The following is a 24,675-nucleotide window of genomic DNA, read 5'->3' on the forward strand; positions in this document are numbered from 1 at the left end:
ACTTGTAAAGAGAATTCGTTATAAATACGTAAAAATAGCCCGTATGGATGAAATGATTTCTAATTCACCCGATTGAATGGGTGGGGCCGCTTGCGCATGTAAAGTAGCATAAGACGTAACCTCCCGTGGTAATTGGGCAGATTCTTCAACGAATGAGAGGGGAACAGGATTAATATTTAAATTATATGTACTCGCAATAGCACGAGCTTTTTCTACTGCTTGGTGCAGAGCTTGAATGAGAGCTTGCTCATAATATTTATTTGGATGAGATACTCGGAAACGTAACCCTTTTGCTACATTTGCGCCATTTGAAACGGCTATATCATATACTTCCCCAGCTTTTTGTACATTTAAAACGGTAATTTCATACAAATGCTCCACACGGTATCCTTGTAGCAATGCTTTATCATTTACATATTCGTATTGAGGAGTAATCGTATAAGAAATCGTTTCTATATCTTTATCGGCAATGCCAAGCTGTTTAAGTGCATCCAGCAATTGTTTGGATTGCACTGCATTTTCTTCTTGAGCCTGTTTTACATTTTTATCATCTGTTCGAATGCCAAGCGTTAATATGACAACATTCGGTTTTGCTTTGACAACGCCTTCGCCTTGTACAGTAATAGTAGCTTCTTTACCAGTATTAGTTGTGCGTACGTTGTGTAAATAAGGATTCATTCCACCCTGCATTTTCCATCACCATCCTTTTTATATGTATATGTGTGAACAAAAAAGAAATTTATATGAAAAAAGTTACAGAAATGAGAATGTTGAGGAAAGAAAGCATGTACAACATAGGTATTTATAGATTATAATATGTGTAAATATGATAAAAAAGGGACGAGGCTATTGAACGAAAAAAGAGAAACGCTGATTTTAGATTTATCTGCATCATTTCGAAAAATGATACGTTTATTACAAAATGATATTAATACACGTTTTGCAGAACATATGCCATATAATGAATTTTCTGTATTACGTGCGTTATTTTTAAAGAGTCCACAGATGGCTTCGCAAATTGCGAGTGAAGTAAACGTAACCTCCAGTCATATTACAGCTGTTACAGATCGTCTCGTACGAAAAGGATTAGTAGAAAGAAAACGTTCTAATTCAGATCGTCGAATCGTGTACTTAGAAATTACAGAGCACGGAAGAGAAGTAACTGAAAAACTTGAAGCTGTGCGTAAAGAATATTATAAAGAGAGATTTAAAGGTTGGAGCGACCAAGAAATAGAAATGGTCTTAGAACTATTTGGCCGCGTATTATAATAAATGAGGATAGGAAGCGAAAGCATTCCTATCCTTTTTCTTTTGAATAAAAATATTTTGAAACTCCGATACTTTAATTAAAAGATCGGAGGAAAGATTATGAAATATATTGCTGCACTTACCATTTTATTTGGTGGTTTTTTCTATTTTCAAACATTCACGTACGCAGATACACCTATCCAAGTGGTACGAAAAGAAGTGAAGTACATTGAAAACGATAATACAGTCTTATATTCGAAATTATGGGTTCGTTCTATGCAAAACGCAGTATTATTCCACCATAGCGATAATATTCGTAATCAGGACACATTACGTAATGTAACAAGTTCATCGCTTGTTAAAGCGAAACAACTACCTTTTCAGAAAGCGGCCCTCTATATACCGAGATTATCGCAATACGTATCAAAAGCAGGAAAAGAAAACATTCAAGTATACTACATTGCGATTCACTATAATGTGAAAAAAGAAAATGCATATCAACTAGATGGCATGAACTATTTTCTACAAGTATTTGTGAAAGAGCGTGGGGAATGGAAAATTGCTGAAAGTGTAGTTGCACCGACAGAGCAAATTGTGCAAAATGGTGATGGATTTGGGATGAAAGAAGAGATGGTGTATGGGGATAGGAGAGAGAATGTGAAATAACCTTCTTTAAAAGGAGGTTATTTCACACGCCAAGAAAATTTGAATTTTAATAAGCAAGATAATAGTAGGTAGACTATCGTACTGGTCCCTATAAAACCAATATAATAATTTACGATAGAATGACTTCCGCCCGCTGCCATTCCTCCAAACATTCCAATAAAGGTTACACAACATATCATACATAGTGTTTTAAGCTTCGGATATAATAGAAAGTTTCCGTTTTGTTCATTAGGTGATCTTGTATATAAGTACATTCCTAAAGGTAATAGAATAAGTATATTTACGATTGGACCGATAAGTTTTGTTGCTGAAGGAATATACGTAAAATTAGGTTCAACATGACGTACGCCTTGTTGATCAGTATAAGCACGTTGAGGATCGTAATTAAAATTAATATTGAATCCGCGAACTGGCGCTAAAATACTCACTTTTTCTATTACTGAACCGTAACGATCTACATTTTCCTCCGTATAGACGGGATGATTGGAAATAAGTCCAACCGTATGAATAGAAATAGCCCCGGCAATTAGAGTCGGCAAAATAAAAGGGAATCCAAGTATAGCAACACTGAAAAATCCTTGTGAAATCATATTACCAGCAATTGTTCCTATGCATAATGCAAGTGTATATATAGCAATTAAGATAATAACCATGTATAAGAAGTAAGTATGAAATGGTGAAAATATTTGATACTTATTATGAAAGGTTGTCTTTTTCATAATAGCAAAAAGTCCCCAATTTAGTATAACGATAGCTACAATATTACACACACCAAAAAGCCATTTCGTTATGAAGAGATGTGTTCGTTTAAATGGCATAGACCATAAAATGTCACTTGATTGATTTTGACGTTCCCATCCAATAAGAATACAGGCTAATATAATAAGGAGTCCTCCTTGAACCATAATAGCATCGGGAAGTGAAAGTTGATAATTATATCGGTATATATATTTCCATTCATTATGTTCATGAAAATATTTTAATTGCTCGGCAGCTGCTAAATAGTATTTATATGATAGTACATAAAAACTTACTAACCAAAATAGCCAAACAATATATTTACTTTGTTTGTAGGTATGCACCCATAATGCTTTTTGAAACATAGGATCTCTCCTTTAAAAAACTTTATAGTTTGTAAGACGTGATAATATAAAATAAGTGACGATTCCAAATAAAAAGAATCCAACATAGTAACTAAATAATAAATCAAAACGTTTTAACATTTGCCCACCTATTAATGCAAAATAAAAGGTAGTACCCCACATCCAGAGTGAGTTGTATTTTGGAAAAAGGAAAATTTTCTTATTATGTTCATTAGGTGATCGTGCATAAAGAAACATACCAATTAGTAAGCTGGAAATAGTATAGAAGATAGGAACAAGTATTACTTTTGCAGAGTAGTAACTATGAAAAGTGGGTCCCCTTTGTATTACTTTTCCATGATCTTCATCTGATTGGACAGTAGGGTGGTAATTATAACTAATTGAAAAGTCTAATATAGCGCTTGAAATGTTGGTCTTTTTATTGAATTTATAAATGTTTTCGAAATTCGTATAACTTTTATTCCCCTGTATTGCCTCAGCGTGAGCTGTAAAGAAAAGGAGTAAGAGTGAAAAGATTCCCATTCCCATTATGCAAAAAGTAATGCTGAAGATGCTTTGTGAAATAATACTGCCAGTAAATGTACCTATACATAAAGAGACAGTATAGATAGCGATATATGTGAAAATTGCGTACAGGAAATATCGATGAAATGGTTCGAAAGATTGATATTCAAAGTGAATCGTAGATTTATAAATAAAATACATAAGACCCCAATTGATTAGAAATGATAGTACAATGAAAAATCCACCAAAAACCCATTTCGATAAGAACATATCACGTCTTTTAAATGGAAATGTCATAAGTGAATCTCCATTTTGATTACTTCGCTCCCAGCCAATTAATATACAGGATAGGATAATTGTAATAATACCTAACCAAAAGCAATTAGAAGAATAAAAAGAATAATGATAGTAGAACTTTTCTTCACCTATTTTTTCTGGATGGAGAAAGAGAGACTGTTGAGTTTCTGCTTCTTGATAGTATTCGAAAGATAAAAAATAAAGTGAACTGAAGAGAAAAAGTAACGCAGCATATTTCCCACGCTTCCAATTCCACATCCACAACGCTTTATGAAACATACCCATCCTCCTCCAGTGTCGTAACGAAGACATCTTCAAGTGACATTGTTAATTCTTCAATAAGTATAGGTTGCTCTTTGTAAAACTTCTCCAGTGTTGTAGCCACATTTCCTTCGATTAAGATTGTATATACTTTTCCTGTTTGATTTAATATTTTAATATTGCTTAAGTTTTCTAGTTTTTGAGGTAGTGAACGTTCATAAGCAACTTGTATTTTAGCAAATCGTGATTTTGCATCGTCTAGTGATGTAATAGACGAGATAGTATGGCCTTTTAATATAATAATTGTATCTGCAATTTGTTCTACTTCATCTAAATGGTGAGTGGAGATGAAAATGGTAATCTCTTTTTCTGCAACTTCTCCAACGAGAAACTGTAAAATTTTCCTTTTCACGATAGGATCAAGTCCATTTGTCGGTTCATCTAAAATGATATATTCTGCCTTTGTAGAAACGGCTAAAATGATGGCGAGCAGTGCTTTCATTCCTTTTGAATAACTACGAATTCGTTTATTTGGTAAGTTGAAATGTTCTAGTAGTTCATAGAAATATGGTTCATCAAATGCTGTATAAACTGATTTATAAAACTTCACGATTTCTTTTACTGTATAACCGTTCAGCATGTTAGTAGAATCCGGAACATATACGATTTTTTGTTTCGTTTCAGGATTTTTATGGATGTCGATATCCTCATATGTAACAGTTCCCTCGTCTGGGTCTAAAATACCGACCATCGTTCGCAATAAAGTTGTTTTTCCCGCGCCATTTCTTCCGAGTAATCCGATGATACTCCCTCTTTGCAATGTGAAAGAAACATCGTCTAAAATTGTTTGATTATCAATTGTTTTCTTCAAGCTTGTCACTTTCAACATCCGTATTCCCTCCAATCTCTTTATAGTATGAATCTATCCAATCATGAATTTTATCTTTCGTAATACCAAGATAAGAGGCTTCTAATAGTAATTGATGAAATTGCTTTTCAACCATAGCGATTTTCCTTTCGTCTAATGTTGGGGTAATCGATTGGGATACAAATGTTCCTTTTCCTCGTAACGTTTCAATAATTCCTTGTCGCTCTAACTCTTGATACGCTTTACTCACTGTATTTGGATTTATAACGAGTAAAGAAGCGAGTTCGCGTACAGAAGGAAGTTTATCACTTGGAGCCAACATGTTTTTCAATACGAGTTCTTTTATATTTTGAACAATTTGTTCCCATATCGGAGTGTTGCTTCTTGGGTCAAGTTGAATATGCAAGAGCAATGTCTCCTTCCTCATATGTATTAAGTGTACTACTGTGTGTAATACACTTAATACAATATAGGGGACGAATGTATTTGTCAACTGAAAATTTTAGAAAAATTTGGTATTAAAAAAAGGTAAATTGGAAAAAATAGGTCTGATATAGAATGGAGGGTTAGTCATGAAGCGAGTTTTTGGAATACTTGTTTGTTTCATGTTATTGCTTTCTGGAACTTCAGTGAGTTTCGCACAATCTGAGAAAACGAAGCAGGAGAAAACAGAAGAAACAACACCGAAGTTAGCGGAACAAGCGTCGTCAGCAATCGTAATTGAGCAAGATACAGGTAAAGTTTTATTTGATAAAAACCCAAATGAAAAATTACCACCTGCTAGTATGACAAAGATTATGACAATGCTTTTAATTATGGAACAAGTTGAAAAAGGAAAACTAAAACTGACCGATAAAGTTAGAGCGAGCGAACATGCAGCTTCAATGGGTGGATCGCAAATCTTTTTAGAACCTGGGGAAGAGATGACTGTAAACGAGATGTTAAAGGGTATTGCAATTGCATCTGGAAATGACGCATCTGTTGCAGTAGCCGAGCATATCGCAGGTTCAGAAGAAGGATTTGTAAATATGATGAACAAAAAGGCGAAAGATCTAGGGCTGAAAAATACACATTTTCAAAACCCAACAGGTCTTCCGGCCAAAGACCATTATTCGACAGCAAATGATATGGCTATAATGGCGAGAGAATTGATGAAGTATCCACTTATTCGTAAATACACAGGTAAGTACGAAGATTATTTACGTGAAGATACGGATAAAAAGTTTTGGCTCGTTAATACGAATAAGCTAGTACGTTTTTATCCTGGCGTAGATGGAGTAAAAACAGGTTTTACGACAGAAGCGAAATATTGTTTAACAGCATCGGCTGAAAAAAATGGCATGCGTGTCATTTCAGTTGTCATGGGAGCACCAACATCAAAAGAACGGAACAACCAAGTGACGAAGCTTCTTGACTACGCATTTGGTCAATATATGACAAAGAAATTGTATACGCGTGGCGAAAAAATTAAGACAGTTCAAGTAGGGAAAGGGAAAAAAGAAAAAGTAGATTTAGTTGCATCAGATAATGTTTCTCTTCTTATGAAGAAGGGCGAGAATATGGACAAGGTAAAACAAGAAGTAATTGCTGAAAAGAAAGTAAAAGCACCGATTAAAAAAGGTGACGCGCTTGGTACACTTGTTATTAAAAAAGATAAAGATGTTTTATTAAAACAAACAATTGTAGCAAAAGAAGATATTGCTGCAGCGAGCTGGTGGGAGTTATTTAAAAGAAGTTTTGGGATGTTTTCAACATCAAAATAGCGGCAAATATTTTGCCGCTTTTCTATTCGTATGTAAGTGAATAATGCTGAAAGGTTTCACTTTATGACGAAATAGTTCTTCTTTTGTCAGCAGGAAGGATTCTTATTTTGTATCACGAAAATCTTTATGTATGTGAATAAGTAAAGTTTGAGCATAAGGAGGAAATCGTGTGAGTCTTTCCATGCAATTAGAAGTAAAACGTGACGTCCTATGTGTGAGACTAGAGGGTGAATTAGATCATCATACGGCTGAAGAGTTGCGAACGAAAGTAACAGATATGATTGAGACACATGGTGTTCATCATATTGTTTTGAGCCTAGAGAACTTATCTTTTATGGATAGTTCTGGTCTAGGTGTTATATTAGGCCGATATAAACACGTAAAGGGATTAGGTGGAGAAATGGTTGTTTGTGCAATTTCACCGCCTGTTAAGCGTTTATTTGAAATGTCGGGCTTATTCAAAATCGTTCGCTTAGAAGAAAGTGAAGCGCACGCGCTCGCGACGTTGGGGGTGGCATAGATGAGAAATGAAATGAACCTTCAATTTTCAGCATTAAGTCAAAATGAATCGTTCGCTCGCGTTACAGTAGCGGCTTTCATTGCACAACTAGATCCAACGATGGAAGAATTAACGGAGATTAAAACAGTTGTGTCAGAAGCGGTTACAAATGCAATTATTCATGGATACGAAGGAAATGCAGAAGGTATTGTTTATATTTCTGTAATTTTGGAAGAAGCAATGGTGAAACTCACGATTCGAGATGAAGGGATTGGAATCTTTAACTTAGATGAAGCGAGACAACCCCTTTTTACAACTAAACCTGAATTAGAGCGTTCCGGAATGGGATTTACTATCATGGAAAATTTTATGGATGAAGTAGAAGTTATTTCAAACGAATCTTTCGGGACAACAATCCATTTGACAAAATACTTATCAAATAGTAACGCTCTATGCAATTAAGGAGAATAGCCTATGGACATAGAGGTCAAAAATGAGAAGAAGAAACCTCAGTTAAAGGACCACGAGCTAAAAGCGTTAATTCAAAAAAGTCAAGATGGAGATCAACGAGCGAGAGATACAATCGTTCAAAGTAATATGCGCCTCGTTTGGTCGGTTGTACAGCGGTTTCTTAATCGAGGATACGAACCAGACGACCTATTTCAAATTGGATGTATTGGGCTCTTGAAATCGGTAGATAAATTTGATTTATCTTTCGACGTGAAATTTTCAACATATGCAGTTCCAATGATTATTGGTGAAATACAACGTTTCTTACGTGATGATGGATCAGTGAAAGTTAGTAGGTCTTTAAAAGAAACAGGAAACAAAATTCGAAAGATGAGAGATGAGCTTTCGAAAGAATTCGGAAGGGCTCCAACGATTAATGAAGTGGCAGAGGCACTAGAACTAACGCCAGAGGAAGTTGTTCTAGCACAAGAAGCGAGCCGGGCCCCTTCGTCTATACATGAAACTGTATATGAAAACGATGGAGATCCAATCACTATTTTAGATCAAATTGCAGATCAATCTGAAACGAAATGGTTCGATAAAATTGCTTTAAAAGAAGCGATTAGAGAACTAGATGAACGAGAGCGCTTAATTGTATACTTGCGTTACTATAAAGATCAAACACAGTCAGAAGTAGCAGAGCGCATAGGCATTTCGCAAGTACAAGTTTCAAGACTTGAAAAGAAAATATTAAAACAGATGAAAGATCGAATAGACGAATAATTGTCTATTCGATTTTTTTATGCCGTTAATAGGAGAGAGATGTTAATTTTCGCAAAAATTAACAGAATTTATTGATAATTTAGTCAATTTAAAATATAATCCAAGTATGAACTTGTCATAAAGGGGGAAGGAAACATGGAAACGAGGCAACAATGGGGAACGAGAGCTGGATTTATTTTTGCAGCGGTCGGATCTGCCGTTGGATTAGGAAACATATGGCGTTTTCCTTATACAGCGTATGAAAATGGAGGAGGAGCATTCTTTTTACCGTACTTATTTGCATTATTAACGACTGGTATTTCATTGTTAGCGTTTGAGTTTGCCCTTGGTCATCGTCATCGTGGTTCAGCACCACTTACATTTTTCCGTATTAGCCCGCGTGCCGAATTTATTGGATGGTGGCAAATGTGCGTAACATTTATCGTTTCAACATATTATGCAGTGATTATTGCTTGGTCTATATCGTATACATACTTTGCAATTACTGGAGCATGGGGAAAAGACACGCAATCATTTTTATTTAAAGAGTACTTACATGTTGCAGATAAGCCAGGGCAATTTGGAGGACTTGTACCGGAAGTATTAATTCCATTAGCTCTCGTTTGGATTATTGTACTTGGCGTTGCATTTAAAGGAGTTAAAAAAGGAATAGAAGTTGTTAACCGTATATTTATTCCTTTATTAGTTGTTATGTTCCTTATTATCGTCGTTCGTGCAGTGACGATGGAAGGTGCTATGCAAGGACTAGATGCATTCTTTAAACCAGATTGGAGTCGTATTTTTGATGGGAAAGTATGGCTTGCTGCTTATGGTCAAATATTCTTTAGTTTATCTTTAGCATTTGGAATTATGATTACGTATTCTAGTTATTTACCGAAAAACTCGGATACAACAAATAATGCCTTTATTACTGGATTTGCAAACTCAGGATTTGAATTATTAGCAGGTATTGGGGTCTTTGCAGCTCTTGGATTTATGGCGAATAATATGGGAGTACCGGTTGATAAAGTAGCAAGTGCTGGCGTTGGGCTTGCGTTCGTAGTATTTCCGCAAATTATTAATGAATTGCCGATGTCACCGTTGTTTGGTGTATTATTTTTCTTATCGTTAACGGTTGCTGGAATCACATCACTTATTTCACTCGCGGAAGTATGTTTTGCCGCTGTATCTGAAAAATTCAGTTTAAGTCGGGAAAAAACCATTGGAATTATGGGAACCCTTCTCGTGTTAGTTTCTCTTGTATTTGCAACACGTGGTGGGCTTATGTTCTTAGATGTTGTCGACTATTTCGCTAATAATTTCGGATTAATTACAATTGCACTTGCGGAAGTAGTGACGATAGGGCTCATTTTACGTCGTTTACCAGTTTATCAAAATCATGCAAACTTTGTATCTGATATTAAATTAGGAACGTTTTGGAGAGTGAGTTTACTCGTTATTACTCCGCTTATGTTAGGGTATATGCTAATTGATGGTACAATCCAAAATATTAAAAAGAATTATGGAGATTATCCGACTGAGTTTGTTGTAACGTATGGTTGGTCGATAGCAGCAGCCTTCCTTATTGTTGCGCTAATTATTAGTCTAAAGAAATGGAATGCACAAATACATTCGGATTCTGCCAAGCTTGAAAAAGAATGGAAAGATCGAGGTGTTTCATAATGAGTGGATCAGCAATTATGATGATGGTTATTGGAATAGTAGTCATTTGGGGAGGGCTTGCATTAAGTATTGCAAACTTATTTAAGAAAAAGGCATAAGTAAAAAACATCTGTACCGAAATGGTGCAGATGTTTTTTTATGAAAAAATTGTATTAGAAAAAAATTCAATAACCATACTACAACTACGAGGAAGAGTGAAGGGGTGAATGAAAGTTGGAACAAACGATTTATATTAAAATGCGCAATCGTTTAAAAGTTTCTCCTACTTATGAAGTAAAGCTGGGCGATGTTGCTCAACTTGCCGGAGATTCTTCCGTAGTTGAGTTGTTACAAAATGAGATAGTTTACAAAATAACAGCGCATGATAAGACGCATGTTGTAATTGATGTTATGAAAGTAATTGAGATTATTCAACAGAAAGCATCTCATGTACAAATTAATTTACTCGGTTCTGGACAAACTCTTGTTGAAATTATATACGAAAAAAAGAAGGCGCACCCAATTTTTTTCGGGCTTGTATGGCTGTTACTGTTCATTGGAGCCGCCCTTGCGATCATTTATTTCCATGAAGATGTAAGTATGCAACAAGTACATCAACGGTTATATTACATGATTACTGGAGAATTTAATGCGCAACCACTTTTATTTCAAATTCCTTATTCTTTAGTTCTTGGCTTAGGGATGGTTTTATTCTTTAATCATGTATTTCAAAAGCGAATTAATGAAGAGCCAAGTCCGCTAGAAGTTGAGATGTTTCAATACCAACAGTCACTTGATCAGTATGTAATCGTTAATGAAAACAAGGATAATATGAAACAACTTACCGATGATTGAGTCTGGATTTGTTATTTTAATTGGTTTAGCTGGAGGGATTGCGGTAGGTAGCGGATATGTCGCATTTTTAGCTGTACTTGGTATAATCCCCCGTTTAGCCCAATTAACGAGAAGTGGAAAGCATATTCAATATTTTGAGTGGGCAGTCATTGCAGGTACTTTAACAGGGGCTTGGTGCAGTTTGAAAAACATTACATTTCAAACGTCGCAATATTGGCTCGTTATATTAGGGATATTTTGTGGCACGTTCATTGGAATGCTTGCTGCAGCATTAACAGAGGTGTTAAATGTTCTACCTATTTTAGCGAAACGAGTAGGGGTAGAGGGGAAGATTATTGTTTTACTCGTCGCTCTTGTACTTGGGAAAGTAATAGGATCGTTGTTTCACTGGATTTATTTCGTAAAGTAGGAGGCAGTATATAAATGACAAGTCAGAAATTGAAGGATGATTACATAAATAAAGTGAAGGAGTATCATCCAAAGCCAAACTATTTGCTAAATTGTATTAAAGCATTTCTTGTAGGTGGACTCATTTGCACAGTTGGAGAAGTATTGATGAAATTTTATATACATTATTTTCACTTCAGTGAACAAGAGGCAGGAAACCCAACTGTTGCAACCCTTGTTTTATTATCCGCGATTTTAACAGGGTGTGGTGTATATGATAAAATCGGTCAATTTGCTGGAGCAGGATCAGCGGTACCGGTAACAGGATTTGCAAATTCTATGGCGAGCGCTGCCTTAGAACATAAGAGCGAAGGGGTTGTTCTAGGGATTGCTACAAATATGTTTAAACTGGCAGGAAGTGTGATTGTATTTGGGGTTGTTGGTGCATATATCATTGGGTTAATAAGGTATACCTTTAAAATTTTTATGTCTTAAAGGAGGGGCTAGTATGAGGTTGACCGGAAAACAAACGTGGGTATTTCAAAATGATATATATGTGAATGCAACGGGTACTGCTGTCGGTCCGAAAGAAGTTGAGGGCCCTCTTGGGAAAAAATTTGATATTTCATATGATGACTTGCATTGTGGAGAAGAAAATTGGGAGCTCGCCGAACGAAGATTAATGTCAGACTCAATTCAACAAGCAGTGCAAAAAGGGAATATAAAAACATCGCAAATTGATTTCTTTTTAGCGGGAGATTTATTAAATCAAACAGTGACAGCAAATTATGTTGCGCGTAAGTGGGGCATTCCTTTTTTAGGAATGTTTAGCGCTTGTGCAACGTCTATGGAGACTTTAGCAGTTGGCTCAGCTTTTATAGACGGTGGATTTGCAAATCGTGTCTTAGCTACAGTAAGCAGTCATAATGCAACGGCTGAAAGACAATTTCGCTATCCAACAGAGTACGGTGGGCAAAAACCAGGGACAGCAAATTCAACTGTGACTGGTGCAGGATCTATATTAATTAGCAATGAAAAAAGTGCAATTAAAATTACGTCAGCTACAATCGGAAAAGTGCAAGATTTAGGAATTACAAATCCTTTGGATATGGGGGCAGCGATGGCTCCAGCAGCAGCTCATACAATTCAACAACATTTTGAAGATTTAAGAAGAAGTGCCGATGATTATGATTTGATTGTTACGGGTGATTTATCAGCTGTTGGGACGCCGATTGCGAAACAACTTTTACTTGAGGAAGGTTATGATCTTGGGCATATATACAATGATTGTGGATTGATGATTTATGAATCAAGTCAAGAAGAAGTGTTTGCAGGTGGTAGTGGTTGCGCTTGTTCAGCAGTTGTTACGTATGGCCATTTATTACACGAGATGCAAAAAGGGAATTTACAACGAATTTTTGTCGTTGCGACTGGTGCATTATTAAGCCCGATGATGATGCAACAGAAGGAAACGATTCCAACAATTGCACATGGTGTCGTATTTGAGAGAGTTAAAGGAGAGTGAATTGTGGATTTTATATATGCATTTCTTGTAGGTGGAGCTATTTGTTTAATTGGGCAACTATTGTTAGATTTCGTAAAGTTAACACCAGCTCATTTAATGGCAACTTTTGTAGTCATCGGAGCAATTTTAGATGGATTTGGATTGTACGATAAACTAATAAAATTTGCAGGTGCTGGAGCGACAGTCCCTATCACAAGTTTTGGACATTCACTATTGCACGGAGCAATGCATGCAGCAGAAAAACATGGATATTTAGGAATTGGTATTGGCATGTTTAGTTTAACGTCTGCGGGCATTTCCGCAGCGATATTGTTTTCATTTTTTATAGCACTTATATGTAAACCGAAAGGATAAATCAAATGAGACGAAGGGTTGTTTTGGTCACAGATGGAGATGAATATGCAAAGCGGACAATTGAGCTTTTAACGAAGGAATTTGGGGGAAGGTGTATTTCAGCATCACAAAGTAATCCAACCAAATTGACAGGGAAAAAAGTTGTTGAGCTTATTATGCAAACGCCATATGACCCTGTATTTGTCATGTTTGATGACAGTGGATTTATTGGAGAAGGATCTGGTGAAAAGGCATTAAAATATGTGGCTACCCATAAACAAATTGATGTGCTCGGTATTTTAGCAGTAGCGTCTAATACGCATCATTGGGAATGGGCACGTGTAGATGTAAGTGTAGATCGGAACGGGAATTTAACCGAATACGGTGTTGATAAATTTGGACTTCCAGATGGTGAAATTGGCAGGATTAGCGGAGATACAATATATTGTTTAGACGATTTAAATGTTCCTGTCATTGTTGGAGTCGGTGACATTGGTAAGATGTGTGGAAATGATGAATGGGAGAGGGGATCACCTATTACGAAGAAAGCAATTCAATTAATTTTGGAAAGGAGTGGTTTTTATGACGAAGCCTAAAAAAGTGGATATCCCTATATCAACTTTCATAAGTGACAATGAAAATTATTTAAAGCAGACAGTTGGACTAGGCGTTACATACGATGTCGGCATTCGTAAATTTCAAATTTTGAATAAAGAAATTGGTGTGTTATTTGTAAACGGACTTTGTGATACAAATTATATTATCCCTATTTTAGAAGAAGCGGTGGATACAAATGAGATAAGGGATGTAGAAGAAGATACAGTGAAGCTTTTAGAGAATCGCTTAATCCATCAACAAGTAAGTAAAGTGAAAACGATGGATGAGGTAATGCTCCAAGTATTATCAGGACTGATCGTGATATTTGTGGAAGGTGAAACGGAAGCGTTCGCGATCGATGTTCGTAGTTATCCAGGGCGAACACCGACAGAACCGGATACCGAAAAGGTAGTACGAGGTGCGAGGGATGGATTTGTTGAAAATATCGTTGTAAATACAGCGTTAATTCGTAGGAGAATTCGAGATCCACGTCTTCGAAATGAAATGGTTCGAGTAGGAGATAGATCGCAAACGGATATTTGTATTACATACGTTCAAGATGTTGCAAATCCAGATTTAGTAAAGATTATAAAACAAGAATTAAATAACATCGATGTAGATGGAATTACGATGGCGGATAAAACAGTAGAAGAATTTGTTGTAAAGCAAAGCTATAACCCATTCCCACTTATTCGATATACAGAAAGGCCAGATGTAGCAGCAAATCATCTACTAGAAGGACATGTGTTAGTACTTGTTGACACATCGCCAAGTGCTATGATTACACCGACAACATATTTTCATCATTTACAGCACGCGGAAGAGTTTAGACAAAATCCAGCTGTCGGTACATTTTTACGCTGGGTGCGCTTTTTAGGTGTTATATTCTCGTTATTTTTATTACCATTTTGGTTAGTGTTTGTATTTGATCCAACTCTTTTGCCAGCAAATCTTGCTTTTATTGGACCGACTAAGATGACGCATTTACCAATTTTATTACAGGTGTTAATGGCAGAGGTCGGACTTGAGTTTTTAAGGATGGCAGCCATTCATACTCCAACGCCGTTATCGTCTGCAGCAGGGTTGATTTCCGCTATATTAATTGGTCAAATTGCAATTGATGTAGGTTTGTTTGTGCCAGAAGTAATTTTGTATGTAGCAGTTTCGATGGTTGGTGCATATGCAACACCGAGTTATGAACTAGGATTAGGGAATAAGGTTGGGAAATTGTTTGTTATTATTTTAACAGGTCTCTTCCATGAGATGGGATTTGTAATTGGTATGACGATATTAATTTTATTTTTAACGTCTATAAAAAGTTTACAAACACCTTATTTATGGCCGTTTTTACCATTTGATTGGGGCGCGTTAACAAAAATTTTACTCCGTCCAACGATGTCTAGTTTAAAAGTACGACCAAGTATTGTAAGACCTCAAAATGTAAAAAGACAAAAATAAACGGGATTATACACCCGTTTATTTTTTTTAGCAAAAATTTATTATTTTTTAACAAAAATCAAACATTTTTTGTGTACACTTAGAGTAGATATTGTGTATGAAAGGGGAAGAGGACATGATTAAATTATTTGTAAGTGATTTAGATGACACGCTCGTTTACGATGTGAATCATATGCAAAAAGAAGATGAACGTGCGCTGTGTTGGTTAGCTGAGAAAGGGACAAATATTTGTTTTGCCTCTGGCCGCTTTACACACAGAATTGATGAAGTTGTAAAAAGGTTTGCATTCCCATATTACACAACTGGCTTAAATGGAGCGACAATGTTACTTCCAGATGGAAATTTATTTCATGAATCGAGTTTTGAAAATGTGGTTGCCCAGGAAATATATCGATATATACATAAAAAAGGACTAGCGGATATTGTTTGTGCAAATGAGCAGCGATATACAAAAAGGAAGAATGAACATCACCATAATTTTGAAGCATATATGGGCGTGCATATCGCTGAAATTGAAGCGTTAGAAGAAGAGTTTGGTAAGACTGTACACCCTGCAAAATTGTTTGTTTTTGGAGAAGAAGAGAAAATTGTGACGTTAGATCAAGAGCTACGAGATACGTTTCAAGGCGAAGCGGAAGTTTTTATATCAGGTAAACGCTATGTTGATATTATGCCAAGAGGCGTGAGTAAGGGGAGTGCTCTAAAGCGACTAATGGATCATTTGCAAATTGAAGCAAATGAAGTTGCTTGTATCGGAGATTCTTTCAATGATATTTCTATGTTTGAAGTAACCCCGCATTCATTTACTCTTCATCATGCCCATCCATATGTAAAGGAGAAAGCAAATCATATAGTGCGTTCGGTTGAAGAGGCTGTTATGAAATTACCGTTACTTGTATAAAAAAGAAGCCCGTCATTGGCGGGCTTCTTTTTTACTTGAATAAAGATTTAACAAAATCAATGATACTTGAGAAGAAATCTTTCACTTTATCTAGAAAACTTTGCCCTTCTTCAGATCCTAAAAAGGCAGAAACATGTTCTTTTGCTTTGTTTAATTGACTACCAACTTGATTCCAATCGATATTAAGATTCTTCATTTTATCAAATAACGATACTAAGTTATCTAACTGTTCATCTGTTAATGTAATGCCGAGTTGGTCAGCAATTTTTTTAATTAATGAACGTAAATCTTCTGTTGTTTTTGGCTGTTCTTTTGCAATTTCTTCTTTAATTTTTGCAACAAGTTGAACTGCTTTTTCTTCACCAATTTTATCACCAAGCTGGGCTGTTTGTACCATTTCTTCATTCGCTACTTTTTTAACTTCTTCAGGAATTTGTTTATTGGACGCAGTTTCGTATGCTTTCATTAATCCAGTTAAAGCTGCAGTTCCTGAAACTTTAAAAGGTGCAGTAATTTGAATTTCTGCATCTTTTACACCTGCTGTAATCAAAGCGTTAGTGTACATTGCATCTGTTACCCAGTTAATGTTCTTTGATCGTACAATAAGACCAGATCCTGGTTTTGTGTATGTAATCATAGAAGAAGAAATTGCTCTCGTACCAATTTGTGCTTTTGGAACAATGCCTTCTAGAAATTTATGTTCTTCCGCATTAGATACAGTGATAATTGTAGCATCTTTTGGTGCTTTCATTTCTTTTAACAGATCTTGTTTTTGTTGTTCGGATAAGTTCTCTCCTAATGTAACAATTGATTCTCCCTCGATGATGTCTGCAAATGAAGCTGTTGGCATCATAAATACCGTTACAGCTAATAGCAGAGCTAATAATTTCGTTTTCACGAAAAATCGCTCCCTTTCTCTTTCTAAAATTTTCGGGCAACAAAGTTATTATAGTATATATTTCTTATTTGTCACCTAGCTTTTTCCACATTTCAAAAAAGAAGTATCTAGATTGTCGGATTCTTTTTGTTTCTAGTCATGAATGTGGTAATATAGTGCTGAGATAATTGAAAGGAGACATATACGCATGAAAACTTTAGGATACATATTAATGGAAAACGGTGAAAAAATCGACTTGGAATTTTTCCCAGAAGAAGCACCGAAAACAGTAGAAAACTTTAAAAAATTAGCAGAGCAAGGATTTTATGACGGTGTTACATTCCACCGTGTTATTCCTGGCTTCGTAAGCCAAGGTGGAGACCCAACAGGTACAGGTGCAGGTGGCCCAGGTTACTCTATTCCATGTGAAACTGATGGAAACCCTCATAGACACCTTGTAGGATCACTTTCTATGGCTCACGCTGGCCGTAACACAGGCGGTAGCCAATTCTTTATCGTTCATGAGCCACAACCGCATTTAGATGGTGTTCATACTGTATTTGGTAAAGCAACAAGCGGTATTGAAACAGTATTAAAAATGCGTCAAGGCGATGTAATGAAAGAAGTTAAAGTTTGGGAAGAATAAGGTAAGGAAAAAGAGAGCTTTTGCTCTCTTTTTTATTTTTAATGAGATTGAGTACTTCTTCTACAGCTCATCATACAAGTAGTATTGTTGCTAAAATATATTGCTTGTGAGAACAAACCTTTAACCAATTACATAGAATACATTACATTATATGTTTCAATAAATATTTTTTGTTATATTAATTTTGCTAGAATTGTGCTGCTTTAGGGTAACTATAAATGAAGTGCTGTTGAATGATATGTTTCTTTCCATTCCATATAAAATTTTCTTTTTTTAACTCTATTTATTAAAGGAATAGTGCTGAAACATAGATTTGACTTTCTTCTTTTCGCTTTGTATGATTATCAAGTTGTTTTAGACTCTTCTCACTCTGTTGAAAATATTGTAAAATGAATGTGATATGAAAAGAGTGATTGAGGGGATTACTAGTTTGTAACTTTTGTAAGAAGGGATAAGGGTTATGTTAATTCGTTTTAAAAAAAGTTATGAAAAAATTGCAATGGGGCTTCTTTCGTTTATGCCAACTGAAAAAGATGTGAAAACATTACAATTGACAATGAAAGAATATGAAGCAAAAGATGATTGGCAATTGTATTTGTGGAAAGAAAATGAAGATTTTGTTGGAATAATGGGGATTGTAAAAAAAGAGAATCAAGTATTAGAAATTCAGCATTTGAGTGTGAACCCGTCTCACCGTCATGTGGGGATTGGGACGAAGATGGTTCAAGAGTTAAAGAGTAAATTTCTTGAGTTTACAATTTGCGGAAATGAGCAAACGGCAAGTTTTTGCGAAAAATGTAAAGGGCTAGAACAAAATATACATTCGTGAAAGCAGAGATAAGTAGTTTATTATCTCTGCTTTCTTTTTTGTAATTGTTCGTTTCGTTCAGTAATGACCTCTGTGCGATCACGCATAGTGTGCTTGTTTATAATATATTCACCTGGGATAGCATTCAAGTCTTTCCAAGAGAGGTTTTGTTTTTGACATAACTTTATGCACTGCTTCTCTAACGATGGATCTGATAAGGGTAAAAATAAAGGTACAAAACGTTCTTTTTTATGGATAGATTGCAATCTTTCATTGAGCAAGGAAAGAAGTTGTACTTGATTAATTCCTAAACGTTGTAAAGGCACACCGCTTTTTTCTAAAATTGTGATTGCGCTTTTCATCATTTTTGTGGAACCATTCCAATTAGCACGTCTTTGGTGGTATAAAGAAACTGCGATTTGAATGAGACCAACTAAGTAATGATCACGATTACCTCTTGGTTTTGTTTTCCAATACTCTTCTAGTATTTCGTGGCATTCAAAATAGTCATAATCTCCATGGAAATGAATTAAAAATTGTATGTATTCGGTAGGATACATGTTTTCTCGCTCCTATCTAACGGTTATACATATAAGTGTATCATAGAAATATGAACAATAAACGACTAGGAGGTTTCCCCCTAGCCGTTATTGTTCATATTAGCAGAAGCAAGCTGCTCCTACAATAATTAGTAAAATAAACAGTACAACAAGTAATGCGAACCCACCGCTAAAACCACAATCAACGTGACCCATAGTTTTTTGACCTCCTACATTGTTCTTACTACACTGTTATCATATGAAGTGGTGGGCATGATGACATAGGCATCGGTCTATTTTTAATTAAATTTCTTAAAAAGGTTGGATAGAACATGAGTATGCTCTATACTTATGTTGTTATAGAAAAAATGTGGTGGGATGCTTTGTGCAATATAATTTTAAAGTAGAGGCTTTTGAAGGGCCGTTAGATCTATTGTTACATTTAATACATCGTTATGAAATTGATATATATAATATTCCTGTAGCAGATATTACAGAGCAATATTTATCTTATGTGCATACGATGAAAGAACTTCAATTAGATGTTGCAAGTGAGTATTTAGTAATGGCTGCAACGTTATTACAAATTAAAAGTAAGATGTTGTTGCCGAAACACGAAGAAGATGTACTTGATAACGGTGATGATTTTATAGATGATCCTCGTCAAGAATTGATGGAGAGGTTAATTGAATATAAGAAATATAAGCAAGTTGCTACTGAGTTAAAAGAAAGAGAACAAGAAAGAGCACAGCTATATACACGTCCACCAATTGACTTTACATCGTTGCAACAAGAAGAGGAGACAAGCTTACCTCTTGATGTTACGTTATATGATATGCTAGCAGCATTTCAAAAATTAATGCGCCGTAAAAAGGCAAAAAAACCTGTAACAACACGTATTACTCGTCAAGAAATACCAATTGAACAGCGAATGACTGATATTTTAAAGCAGTTAAAAATAAAGGGTGGTCGCCAAAGTTTTTACGATTTGTTTGTTGATGATGAACGTGAAATAATGGTTGTAACATTTTTAGCGGTTCTGGAACTTATGAAAAATCAACAAATCATAATTGAGCAAGCACATAATTTTGATGAAATTTTCGTATCAAGCTCTAATAAATCTGCATAGAGCAAGTATGTGAAAATGGGATAGAAACATTTTATCTCATGCTATGTTTTAATGTATCGTTTGGAACAAGAGAAAAAATATTGAACCGAACGCATTAATTGTGATTCGGTTTTTTGATGTGTATTTTTATGGGAAAATAGAAGGAAGGAGCTCGTGAAATGGATAGGAAAGAACAAAAGTCAATTATTGAAGGCCTTTTATTTGTTTCTGGTGATGAAGGGATTTATCCAGAACAAATAGCAAAAGTTCTTGAAATTGAAATGAATGAAGTAATTAATATTTTAGAAGAAATGCAACAAGAATGTGAAGGTGCAAACCGTGGTTTGCAAATTGTACAGTATGCAAAAGTATATCGTTTTGCTACAAAGAAAGAACATGCTTCATATTATCAAAAATTAATAGATACACCAACAGCTGCTTCACTCTCACAAGCTGCCCTCGAAACTTTAGCGATTGTTGCATATCGCCAACCAATCACAAGGACTGAAATGGAAGAGATTAGAGGAGTTAAAACCGATAAGGCGTTACAAACGTTGGTTTCACATTTACTTATAAAAGAAATGGGAAGAGCAGAAGGACCAGGGCGTCCTATTTTATACGGAACAACAAAAGAATTTTTGGACACATTTGGATTGAAAACATTAGATGATTTACCACTGCTTTCTGAAGAGAATGAACAAATGAATGAAGCAGATTTATTCTTCGGTTCCTTACAAGAGATATCGAAATAAAAGCTTAGCATTTTGCTAAGCTTTTTTTGTATATCAATTATTTACAGTGCCATACTAAATGAAAAAAGGAGACGAGTTATGAGAGGTATGCGGATTATTTTATTATTAGTTTCTGTTTTATTATGTTTTTCTTTAAATAGCGCATCAGCTAAAAGGTATATGATGTCCATTCATACTACGTCTCCTTTACATATGCATCGGCAACATCTTAGTAAAATGAAAGTGAGCTTTTTAAAAGTGGGGCAAGGTGACGCAACACTTATTATAATGCCAAATGGACAAACAATGTTAATTGATGGAGGACCTTATGAAGCAGGAGAGGTTATTATTCAGAAATTAATTGAGAAAGGGATTAATCATTTAGATGTAATTGTCAGTACGCATCCCGATATGGATCACATAGGGGGGTTAATTCCAATTGTAGAGCAAATGCCGGTATCGCTTATATTAGATAGCGGAAAAACATATAGTTCTCTTACTTATCATACGTATCGGAATAATATTAAAAAAAGAGGGATACCTTTCGTTTCAGTAAAGGAAGGACAATATATACCGCTGGATCCACATGTTTCTATACAAGTATTAAACAACGGGAAATCAAAAGATGAAAATAATGAATCCTCAATTGTTTTAAAGGTGCGATATGGAAAAGCGGATTTTTTATTAATGGGTGACGCGGATGTACGGACAGAACATGAAATATTAAAACAATTTGATGTCCATGCAGATGTGTTAAAAGTGGGGCATCACGGCTCATATACTTCAACAAGTGAAACGTTTATAAAAAAAGTGGAACCGCAGTTTGCTATTTTGTCGTACGGGAGTAGTAATCCGTATGGACATCCTCACCAAAGTGTAGTGAAACGCTTAAAAAGGCACGGTATAATGGTATATAGAACGAATAAACGTACAGTAGAAATGGAAACAGATGGTGAACATATTATGTTAGAATCTAGCGGGTTAATGCCATTATTGAAGTGATTTCTAGATTAGGGGGCGATACTGTCCCTTTTTGGAAAAATGAATAATATATATTATAATTATAAGAGACGTAAGAAATTTCCTTTTCTGTTGAATAAAAAGGAAATTTCATTAGAATGTATAGACAACTACTCGTGCGTATATTAAGATGGAACTAGGCGAATAAGGTAATAATAACAAGTAGGTAATTCATGGGAAAGGATCGATGAAAATGAAAACGCAAATTGTCATCAATGCCAAAATTTACACAGGTCAAGAAATAGTGGAAAACGGATTTATTCGTTACGCAGAAACCATTAAAGAAATTGGTTTGATGGCTCAATATGTACCACAAGAAAATGAAACTGTTTTTGATGCTACAGGGAAGATTGTAATTCCAGGTATGATCGATGTTCATATTCATGGTGGATACGATATTGATGCGATGGATGCAAATAGCGATGGGTTAGTAACTCTAGGTAAAGAAATGTTAAAAGAAGGGGTTACAACTTACTTCCCAACAACAATGACACAAGCTCCAGAGGCAATTGAAACAGCGTTAACTGCTGCAAAAGAAGCAAAAGAAAAAGGAGCGCATTTCGAATATATTCACTTAGAAGGACCTTATGTTTCAAAGAAACGTGCAGGTGCACAACCACTTGAACATATCGTTCCTGCAAATATTGAGCAATTTAAACAATGGCAAGAAGCAAGTGGGAATTTAATTAAATTAGTAACATATGCACCAGAAGAAGAGGGAGCGTTAGAGTTTGAACAATATCTTGCTGAAACTGGTGTAGTTGGCACAATGGGGCATACAGATGCAATTGATGCGCAACTAAAAAATAGAAAGATTACACATGCGACACATTTATACAATCAAATGCGTGGATTACATCACCGTGAACCAGGAGTTGTTGGTCATGTGTTATTAAATCCAGATGTAATGGTTGAAGTAATTACAGATGGCATTCATATTCACCCTGATATGGTGAAATTAGCATATAAGTTAAAAGGACCAAAAAAAGTAAGTGTTATCACTGACGCAATGCGTGCAAAGGGTCTTGAAGATGGATTATATGAGCTTGGCGGACAGCCAGTACATGTAAAAGATGGTAGTGCTCGATTAGAAGATGGAACATTAGCTGGTAGTATTTTAAAAATGGATCAAGCTTTCCGAAATGTAATTGAATTTACAGGTTGTTCAATCGAAGATGCAGTACTGATGACATCAGTTAACCAAGCAGAAGAGTTTGGATTAAATAATAAAGGTGCATTAGCGGTAGGAAAAGATGCAGACTTTGTTGTGATGAATGAAGATTTACATGTATATGATACGGTTCGTTTAGGAATTCATATGAAGGAAGGGAAGTAATTAAATGAATATTCTTGTTGTAAAAACTCCAGAAGAACTAGCAGAAGCAGGTTATAAATTAATTGAAGAAGTTGTAAAAACAAAAGAAAATCCAACGTTAGGAATGGCTACAGGAAGCTCTCCATTAGGTATTTATGCAGAAATGCGAAAAAATAAACTTGATACAAGCCGTGTAACCACTGTAAACTTAGATGAGTACGTAAATTTACCACATGAAGATAAAAACAGCTATCATTATTTCATGCAAGAACAGTTGTTTGATCATCTTCCATTTAAACAAACTTATGTACCAAACGGGATGGCAAGTGATTTAGAGGAAGAGTGCAAACGTTACGAGAGCATTCTAGCTGCTAACCCAGTTGACCTACAGATTCTTGGAATCGGTGAAAACGGTCACATCGGATTTAATGAGCCAGGAACACCGTTTAATTCTCCAACAAACATTGTTGAATTAACAGAATCTACACGCCAAGCAAACCTTCGCTTCTTCGAAAAAGAAGAAGATGTGCCAACTCATGCGATTACAATGGGAATTGGAAGCATTATGAAAGCGAAACAAGTTCTACTAGTTGCTATGGGTTCTAAAAAGGCAGAAGCTGTTAAAGAATTATTGCAAGGTGAATATAGTGAAGAGTGTCCGGCTACAGTTTTACAACGTCATCCGAATGTAACCGTAATCGCTGATCAAGAAGCTCTATCTTTATGCAGTGAGGCGATTGCTGATGAACATCGACAAGTATTCACCATTTCCGATCTATTATCAGATTCAAGAGTGGGTGAAACAGCTAATTGAGGACGGCGAATGGAAGCCGGGAGATAAAATCCCATCTGAGAATGAACTTTGTGATAAGTTCGAAGTGAGTCGAATGACAATCAGACAGGCGATTAATAATTTAGTGGAACAAGGCTATTTATATCGGAAGCGTGGAATTGGAACATTTGTCCAACTTCCGAAAGTGGAACAAAAATTGCAAGGAATGACGGGATTCACAGAAGACATGATTTCTCGTGGGATGAACCCAAGTAGTCAATTACTTAGTTTCCGCCTAGTTCCAGCTACTGCGAAAATAGCAGACCGGTTGAGAATACAGGAGGGGGAATCGGTTTATGAAGTGAGGCGTATTCGCTTAGCTGATGATGAACCGATTGCTTTTGAGACGACATATTTGTCGCCAGCTCTTGTAAAAGATATTAACGAAGAGATATTGCAACAATCTTTATATGAACATTTAGAGAAAAAACTGGGCTTTAAACTTGTTAGCGCTACTCAGTCAATTGAAGCTTCCGTTGCGACGGAAAATGAAGCTGAACATCTGCATATTCCTAAAAAGGCGCCTGTACTTGTAATGCGTCAATGGTCATATTCAGAAGGTGAGGTACCGCTAGAGTACGTGAAATGTATTTATCGTGGAGATCGTTATAAATTTATTACGAATATCGCACGTAACAAATAGTATATTTCAGTTTGTGA

32 protein-coding genes are annotated in these 24,675 nt (G+C 35.7%); 24 read left to right on the plus strand and 8 right to left on the minus strand.

What is annotated here, in order from left to right:
• Window positions 1–18: 18 nt before the first annotated feature.
• Window positions 19–690 (minus strand): SIMPL domain-containing protein, encoded by a 672-nt coding sequence (locus GBN78_RS05915; RefSeq protein ID WP_001161465.1) that lies wholly within the window; start codon window positions 688–690, stop codon window positions 19–21.
• Between the two features lie 159 nt (window positions 691–849).
• Here GBN78_RS05915 and GBN78_RS05920 point away from each other — a divergent pair, with 159 nt between their 5' ends.
• Together GBN78_RS05920 and GBN78_RS05925 are read left to right on the plus strand one after the other, a co-directional pair.
• Entirely contained in the window at window positions 850–1,269 is a 420-nt protein-coding gene (locus tag GBN78_RS05920; RefSeq protein WP_001003305.1) for a MarR family winged helix-turn-helix transcriptional regulator, read from the plus strand.
• A gap of 99 nt (window positions 1,270–1,368) precedes the next feature.
• Window positions 1,369–1,914 carry a hypothetical protein gene (locus GBN78_RS05925; RefSeq protein ID WP_000873778.1) on the plus strand — a complete coding sequence of 182 codons (546 nt, stop codon included), beginning with the start codon at window positions 1,369–1,371 and terminating at the stop codon, window positions 1,912–1,914.
• 17 nt (window positions 1,915–1,931) lie between these two features.
• Here GBN78_RS05925 and GBN78_RS05930 read toward each other — a convergent pair whose 3' ends face one another.
• Genes GBN78_RS05930 through GBN78_RS05945 form a run of 4 tightly spaced genes read right to left on the minus strand, consistent with a single transcriptional unit; the run spans window position 1,932 to window position 5,353 of the window.
• Complete coding sequence (locus tag GBN78_RS05930) at window positions 1,932–3,017, minus strand: ABC-2 transporter permease (RefSeq protein WP_000486562.1); 1,086 nt, start codon at window positions 3,015–3,017, stop codon at window positions 1,932–1,934.
• 12 nt (window positions 3,018–3,029) lie between these two features.
• Window positions 3,030–4,097, minus strand: a complete 1,068-nt coding sequence (locus tag GBN78_RS05935) for an ABC transporter permease (RefSeq protein WP_000468527.1) — start codon at window positions 4,095–4,097, stop codon at window positions 3,030–3,032.
• The gene (locus tag GBN78_RS05940) at window positions 4,087–4,968 is read right to left on the minus strand and encodes an ABC transporter ATP-binding protein (RefSeq protein ID WP_000922147.1); all 882 of its coding nucleotides are present in this window, start codon (window positions 4,966–4,968) and stop codon (window positions 4,087–4,089) included. The genes GBN78_RS05935 and GBN78_RS05940 overlap by 11 nt, the downstream gene beginning before the upstream one ends.
• Window positions 4,934–5,353: a GntR family transcriptional regulator gene (locus GBN78_RS05945; protein ID WP_000548027.1), complete on the minus strand. Its 420-nt coding sequence runs from the start codon at window positions 5,351–5,353 to the stop codon at window positions 4,934–4,936. Before GBN78_RS05945 ends, GBN78_RS05940 begins: the two co-directional genes overlap by 35 nt.
• A gap of 166 nt (window positions 5,354–5,519) precedes the next feature.
• Between GBN78_RS05945 and dacF the strand changes: the two genes are divergently transcribed.
• From dacF to GBN78_RS06020, 14 genes are all read left to right on the plus strand, one after another.
• Window positions 5,520–6,710, plus strand: a complete 1,191-nt coding sequence (gene dacF, locus GBN78_RS05955) for a serine-type D-Ala-D-Ala carboxypeptidase DacF (protein WP_152127068.1) — start codon at window positions 5,520–5,522, stop codon at window positions 6,708–6,710.
• A gap of 169 nt (window positions 6,711–6,879) precedes the next feature.
• A complete protein-coding gene (gene spoIIAA / locus GBN78_RS05960; RefSeq protein ID WP_000059135.1) occupies window positions 6,880–7,230 on the plus strand; it encodes an anti-sigma F factor antagonist in 351 nt (116 codons plus the stop codon).
• Window positions 7,231–7,671 (plus strand): anti-sigma F factor, encoded by a 441-nt coding sequence (spoIIAB, locus tag GBN78_RS05965; RefSeq protein WP_001243398.1) that lies wholly within the window; start codon window positions 7,231–7,233, stop codon window positions 7,669–7,671.
• Between the two features lie 12 nt (window positions 7,672–7,683).
• Entirely contained in the window at window positions 7,684–8,442 is a 759-nt protein-coding gene (sigF, locus tag GBN78_RS05970; RefSeq protein ID WP_000350731.1) for an RNA polymerase sporulation sigma factor SigF, read from the plus strand.
• Window positions 8,443–8,577: 135 nt separating this feature from the next.
• Window positions 8,578–10,104 carry a sodium-dependent transporter gene (locus GBN78_RS05975; RefSeq protein WP_000450089.1) on the plus strand — a complete coding sequence of 509 codons (1,527 nt, stop codon included), beginning with the start codon at window positions 8,578–8,580 and terminating at the stop codon, window positions 10,102–10,104.
• The gene (locus GBN78_RS05980) at window positions 10,104–10,202 is read left to right on the plus strand and encodes a methionine/alanine import family NSS transporter small subunit (RefSeq protein ID WP_000016826.1); all 99 of its coding nucleotides are present in this window, start codon (window positions 10,104–10,106) and stop codon (window positions 10,200–10,202) included. The genes GBN78_RS05975 and GBN78_RS05980 overlap by 1 nt, the downstream gene beginning before the upstream one ends.
• Window positions 10,203–10,317: 115 nt before the next feature.
• Window positions 10,318–10,938 carry a stage V sporulation protein AA gene (locus tag GBN78_RS05985; protein ID WP_152127070.1) on the plus strand — a complete coding sequence of 207 codons (621 nt, stop codon included), beginning with the start codon at window positions 10,318–10,320 and terminating at the stop codon, window positions 10,936–10,938.
• Complete coding sequence (gene spoVAB, locus GBN78_RS05990) at window positions 10,931–11,347, plus strand: stage V sporulation protein SpoVAB (protein WP_000572936.1); 417 nt, start codon at window positions 10,931–10,933, stop codon at window positions 11,345–11,347. The genes GBN78_RS05985 and spoVAB overlap by 8 nt, the downstream gene beginning before the upstream one ends.
• A 14-nt stretch (window positions 11,348–11,361) precedes the next feature.
• Window positions 11,362–11,820, plus strand: coding sequence for a stage V sporulation protein AC (spoVAC, locus tag GBN78_RS05995; protein ID WP_000203810.1), 459 nt, complete (start codon window positions 11,362–11,364; stop codon window positions 11,818–11,820).
• Between the two features lie 13 nt (window positions 11,821–11,833).
• Window positions 11,834–12,850 carry a stage V sporulation protein AD gene (gene spoVAD, locus GBN78_RS06000; protein WP_098299665.1) on the plus strand — a complete coding sequence of 339 codons (1,017 nt, stop codon included), beginning with the start codon at window positions 11,834–11,836 and terminating at the stop codon, window positions 12,848–12,850.
• Between the two features lie 3 nt (window positions 12,851–12,853).
• Complete coding sequence (gene spoVAE, locus GBN78_RS06005; protein ID WP_000345904.1) at window positions 12,854–13,204, plus strand: stage V sporulation protein AE; 351 nt, start codon at window positions 12,854–12,856, stop codon at window positions 13,202–13,204.
• 5 nt (window positions 13,205–13,209) lie between these two features.
• Entirely contained in the window at window positions 13,210–13,779 is a 570-nt protein-coding gene (gene spoVAEA / locus GBN78_RS06010; protein WP_001254415.1) for a stage V sporulation protein SpoVABEA, read from the plus strand.
• Entirely contained in the window at window positions 13,766–15,238 is a 1,473-nt protein-coding gene (spoVAF, locus tag GBN78_RS06015; RefSeq protein WP_000165596.1) for a spore germination protein SpoVAF, read from the plus strand. The genes spoVAEA and spoVAF overlap by 14 nt, the downstream gene beginning before the upstream one ends.
• A gap of 97 nt (window positions 15,239–15,335) precedes the next feature.
• Window positions 15,336–16,139 carry a Cof-type HAD-IIB family hydrolase gene (locus GBN78_RS06020; protein WP_001987215.1) on the plus strand — a complete coding sequence of 268 codons (804 nt, stop codon included), beginning with the start codon at window positions 15,336–15,338 and terminating at the stop codon, window positions 16,137–16,139.
• Between the two features lie 31 nt (window positions 16,140–16,170).
• Here GBN78_RS06020 and GBN78_RS06025 read toward each other — a convergent pair whose 3' ends face one another.
• On the minus strand, window positions 16,171–17,037 hold the full coding sequence (locus GBN78_RS06025; protein WP_000850515.1) for a DUF1002 domain-containing protein: 867 nt from the start codon (window positions 17,035–17,037) through the stop codon (window positions 16,171–16,173).
• 187 nt (window positions 17,038–17,224) lie between these two features.
• Here GBN78_RS06025 and GBN78_RS06030 point away from each other — a divergent pair, with 187 nt between their 5' ends.
• Both GBN78_RS06030 and ribT read left to right on the plus strand, forming a co-directional pair.
• Window positions 17,225–17,662, plus strand: coding sequence for a peptidylprolyl isomerase (locus tag GBN78_RS06030; protein ID WP_000853782.1), 438 nt, complete (start codon window positions 17,225–17,227; stop codon window positions 17,660–17,662).
• A 460-nt stretch (window positions 17,663–18,122) separates the two neighbouring features.
• Window positions 18,123–18,491 (plus strand): GNAT family N-acetyltransferase RibT, encoded by a 369-nt coding sequence (ribT, locus tag GBN78_RS06035; RefSeq protein ID WP_000908401.1) that lies wholly within the window; start codon window positions 18,123–18,125, stop codon window positions 18,489–18,491.
• Window positions 18,492–18,511: 20 nt separating this feature from the next.
• On the opposite strand, the gene GBN78_RS06040 is transcribed toward ribT, so the two are convergent.
• Complete coding sequence (locus GBN78_RS06040; RefSeq protein ID WP_000283594.1) at window positions 18,512–19,030, minus strand: DUF309 domain-containing protein; 519 nt, start codon at window positions 19,028–19,030, stop codon at window positions 18,512–18,514.
• A gap of 99 nt (window positions 19,031–19,129) precedes the next feature.
• Window positions 19,130–19,225 (minus strand): YjcZ family sporulation protein, encoded by a 96-nt coding sequence (locus tag GBN78_RS06045; RefSeq protein WP_000510194.1) that lies wholly within the window; start codon window positions 19,223–19,225, stop codon window positions 19,130–19,132.
• 169 nt (window positions 19,226–19,394) lie between these two features.
• Between GBN78_RS06045 and scpA the strand changes: the two genes are divergently transcribed.
• From scpA to phnF, 6 genes are all read left to right on the plus strand, one after another.
• On the plus strand, window positions 19,395–20,138 hold the full coding sequence (scpA, locus tag GBN78_RS06050) for a segregation/condensation protein A (protein WP_098299666.1): 744 nt from the start codon (window positions 19,395–19,397) through the stop codon (window positions 20,136–20,138).
• Window positions 20,139–20,296: 158 nt separating this feature from the next.
• Window positions 20,297–20,869 (plus strand): segregation/condensation protein ScpB, encoded by a 573-nt coding sequence (scpB, locus tag GBN78_RS06060; RefSeq protein WP_000375170.1) that lies wholly within the window; start codon window positions 20,297–20,299, stop codon window positions 20,867–20,869.
• Window positions 20,870–20,947: 78 nt separating this feature from the next.
• Window positions 20,948–21,850, plus strand: a complete 903-nt coding sequence (locus GBN78_RS06065) for a ComEC/Rec2 family competence protein (RefSeq protein ID WP_001214829.1) — start codon at window positions 20,948–20,950, stop codon at window positions 21,848–21,850.
• Between the two features lie 211 nt (window positions 21,851–22,061).
• A complete protein-coding gene (gene nagA, locus GBN78_RS06070) occupies window positions 22,062–23,204 on the plus strand; it encodes an N-acetylglucosamine-6-phosphate deacetylase (protein WP_074618789.1) in 1,143 nt (380 codons plus the stop codon).
• Window positions 23,205–23,208: 4 nt separating this feature from the next.
• Window positions 23,209–23,997, plus strand: a complete 789-nt coding sequence (gene nagB, locus GBN78_RS06075; protein ID WP_001024210.1) for a glucosamine-6-phosphate deaminase — start codon at window positions 23,209–23,211, stop codon at window positions 23,995–23,997.
• Window positions 23,927–24,658, plus strand: a complete 732-nt coding sequence (gene phnF / locus GBN78_RS06080) for a phosphonate metabolism transcriptional regulator PhnF (protein ID WP_021727649.1) — start codon at window positions 23,927–23,929, stop codon at window positions 24,656–24,658. Before nagB ends, phnF begins: the two co-directional genes overlap by 71 nt.
• The last annotated feature ends 17 nt before the right edge of the window (window positions 24,659–24,675 follow it).

It is taken from the genome of Bacillus sp. B2-WWTP-C-10-Post-4 (genome assembly GCF_009183805.1).
Taxonomy (GTDB): domain Bacteria; phylum Bacillota; class Bacilli; order Bacillales; family Bacillaceae_G; genus Bacillus_A; species Bacillus_A cereus.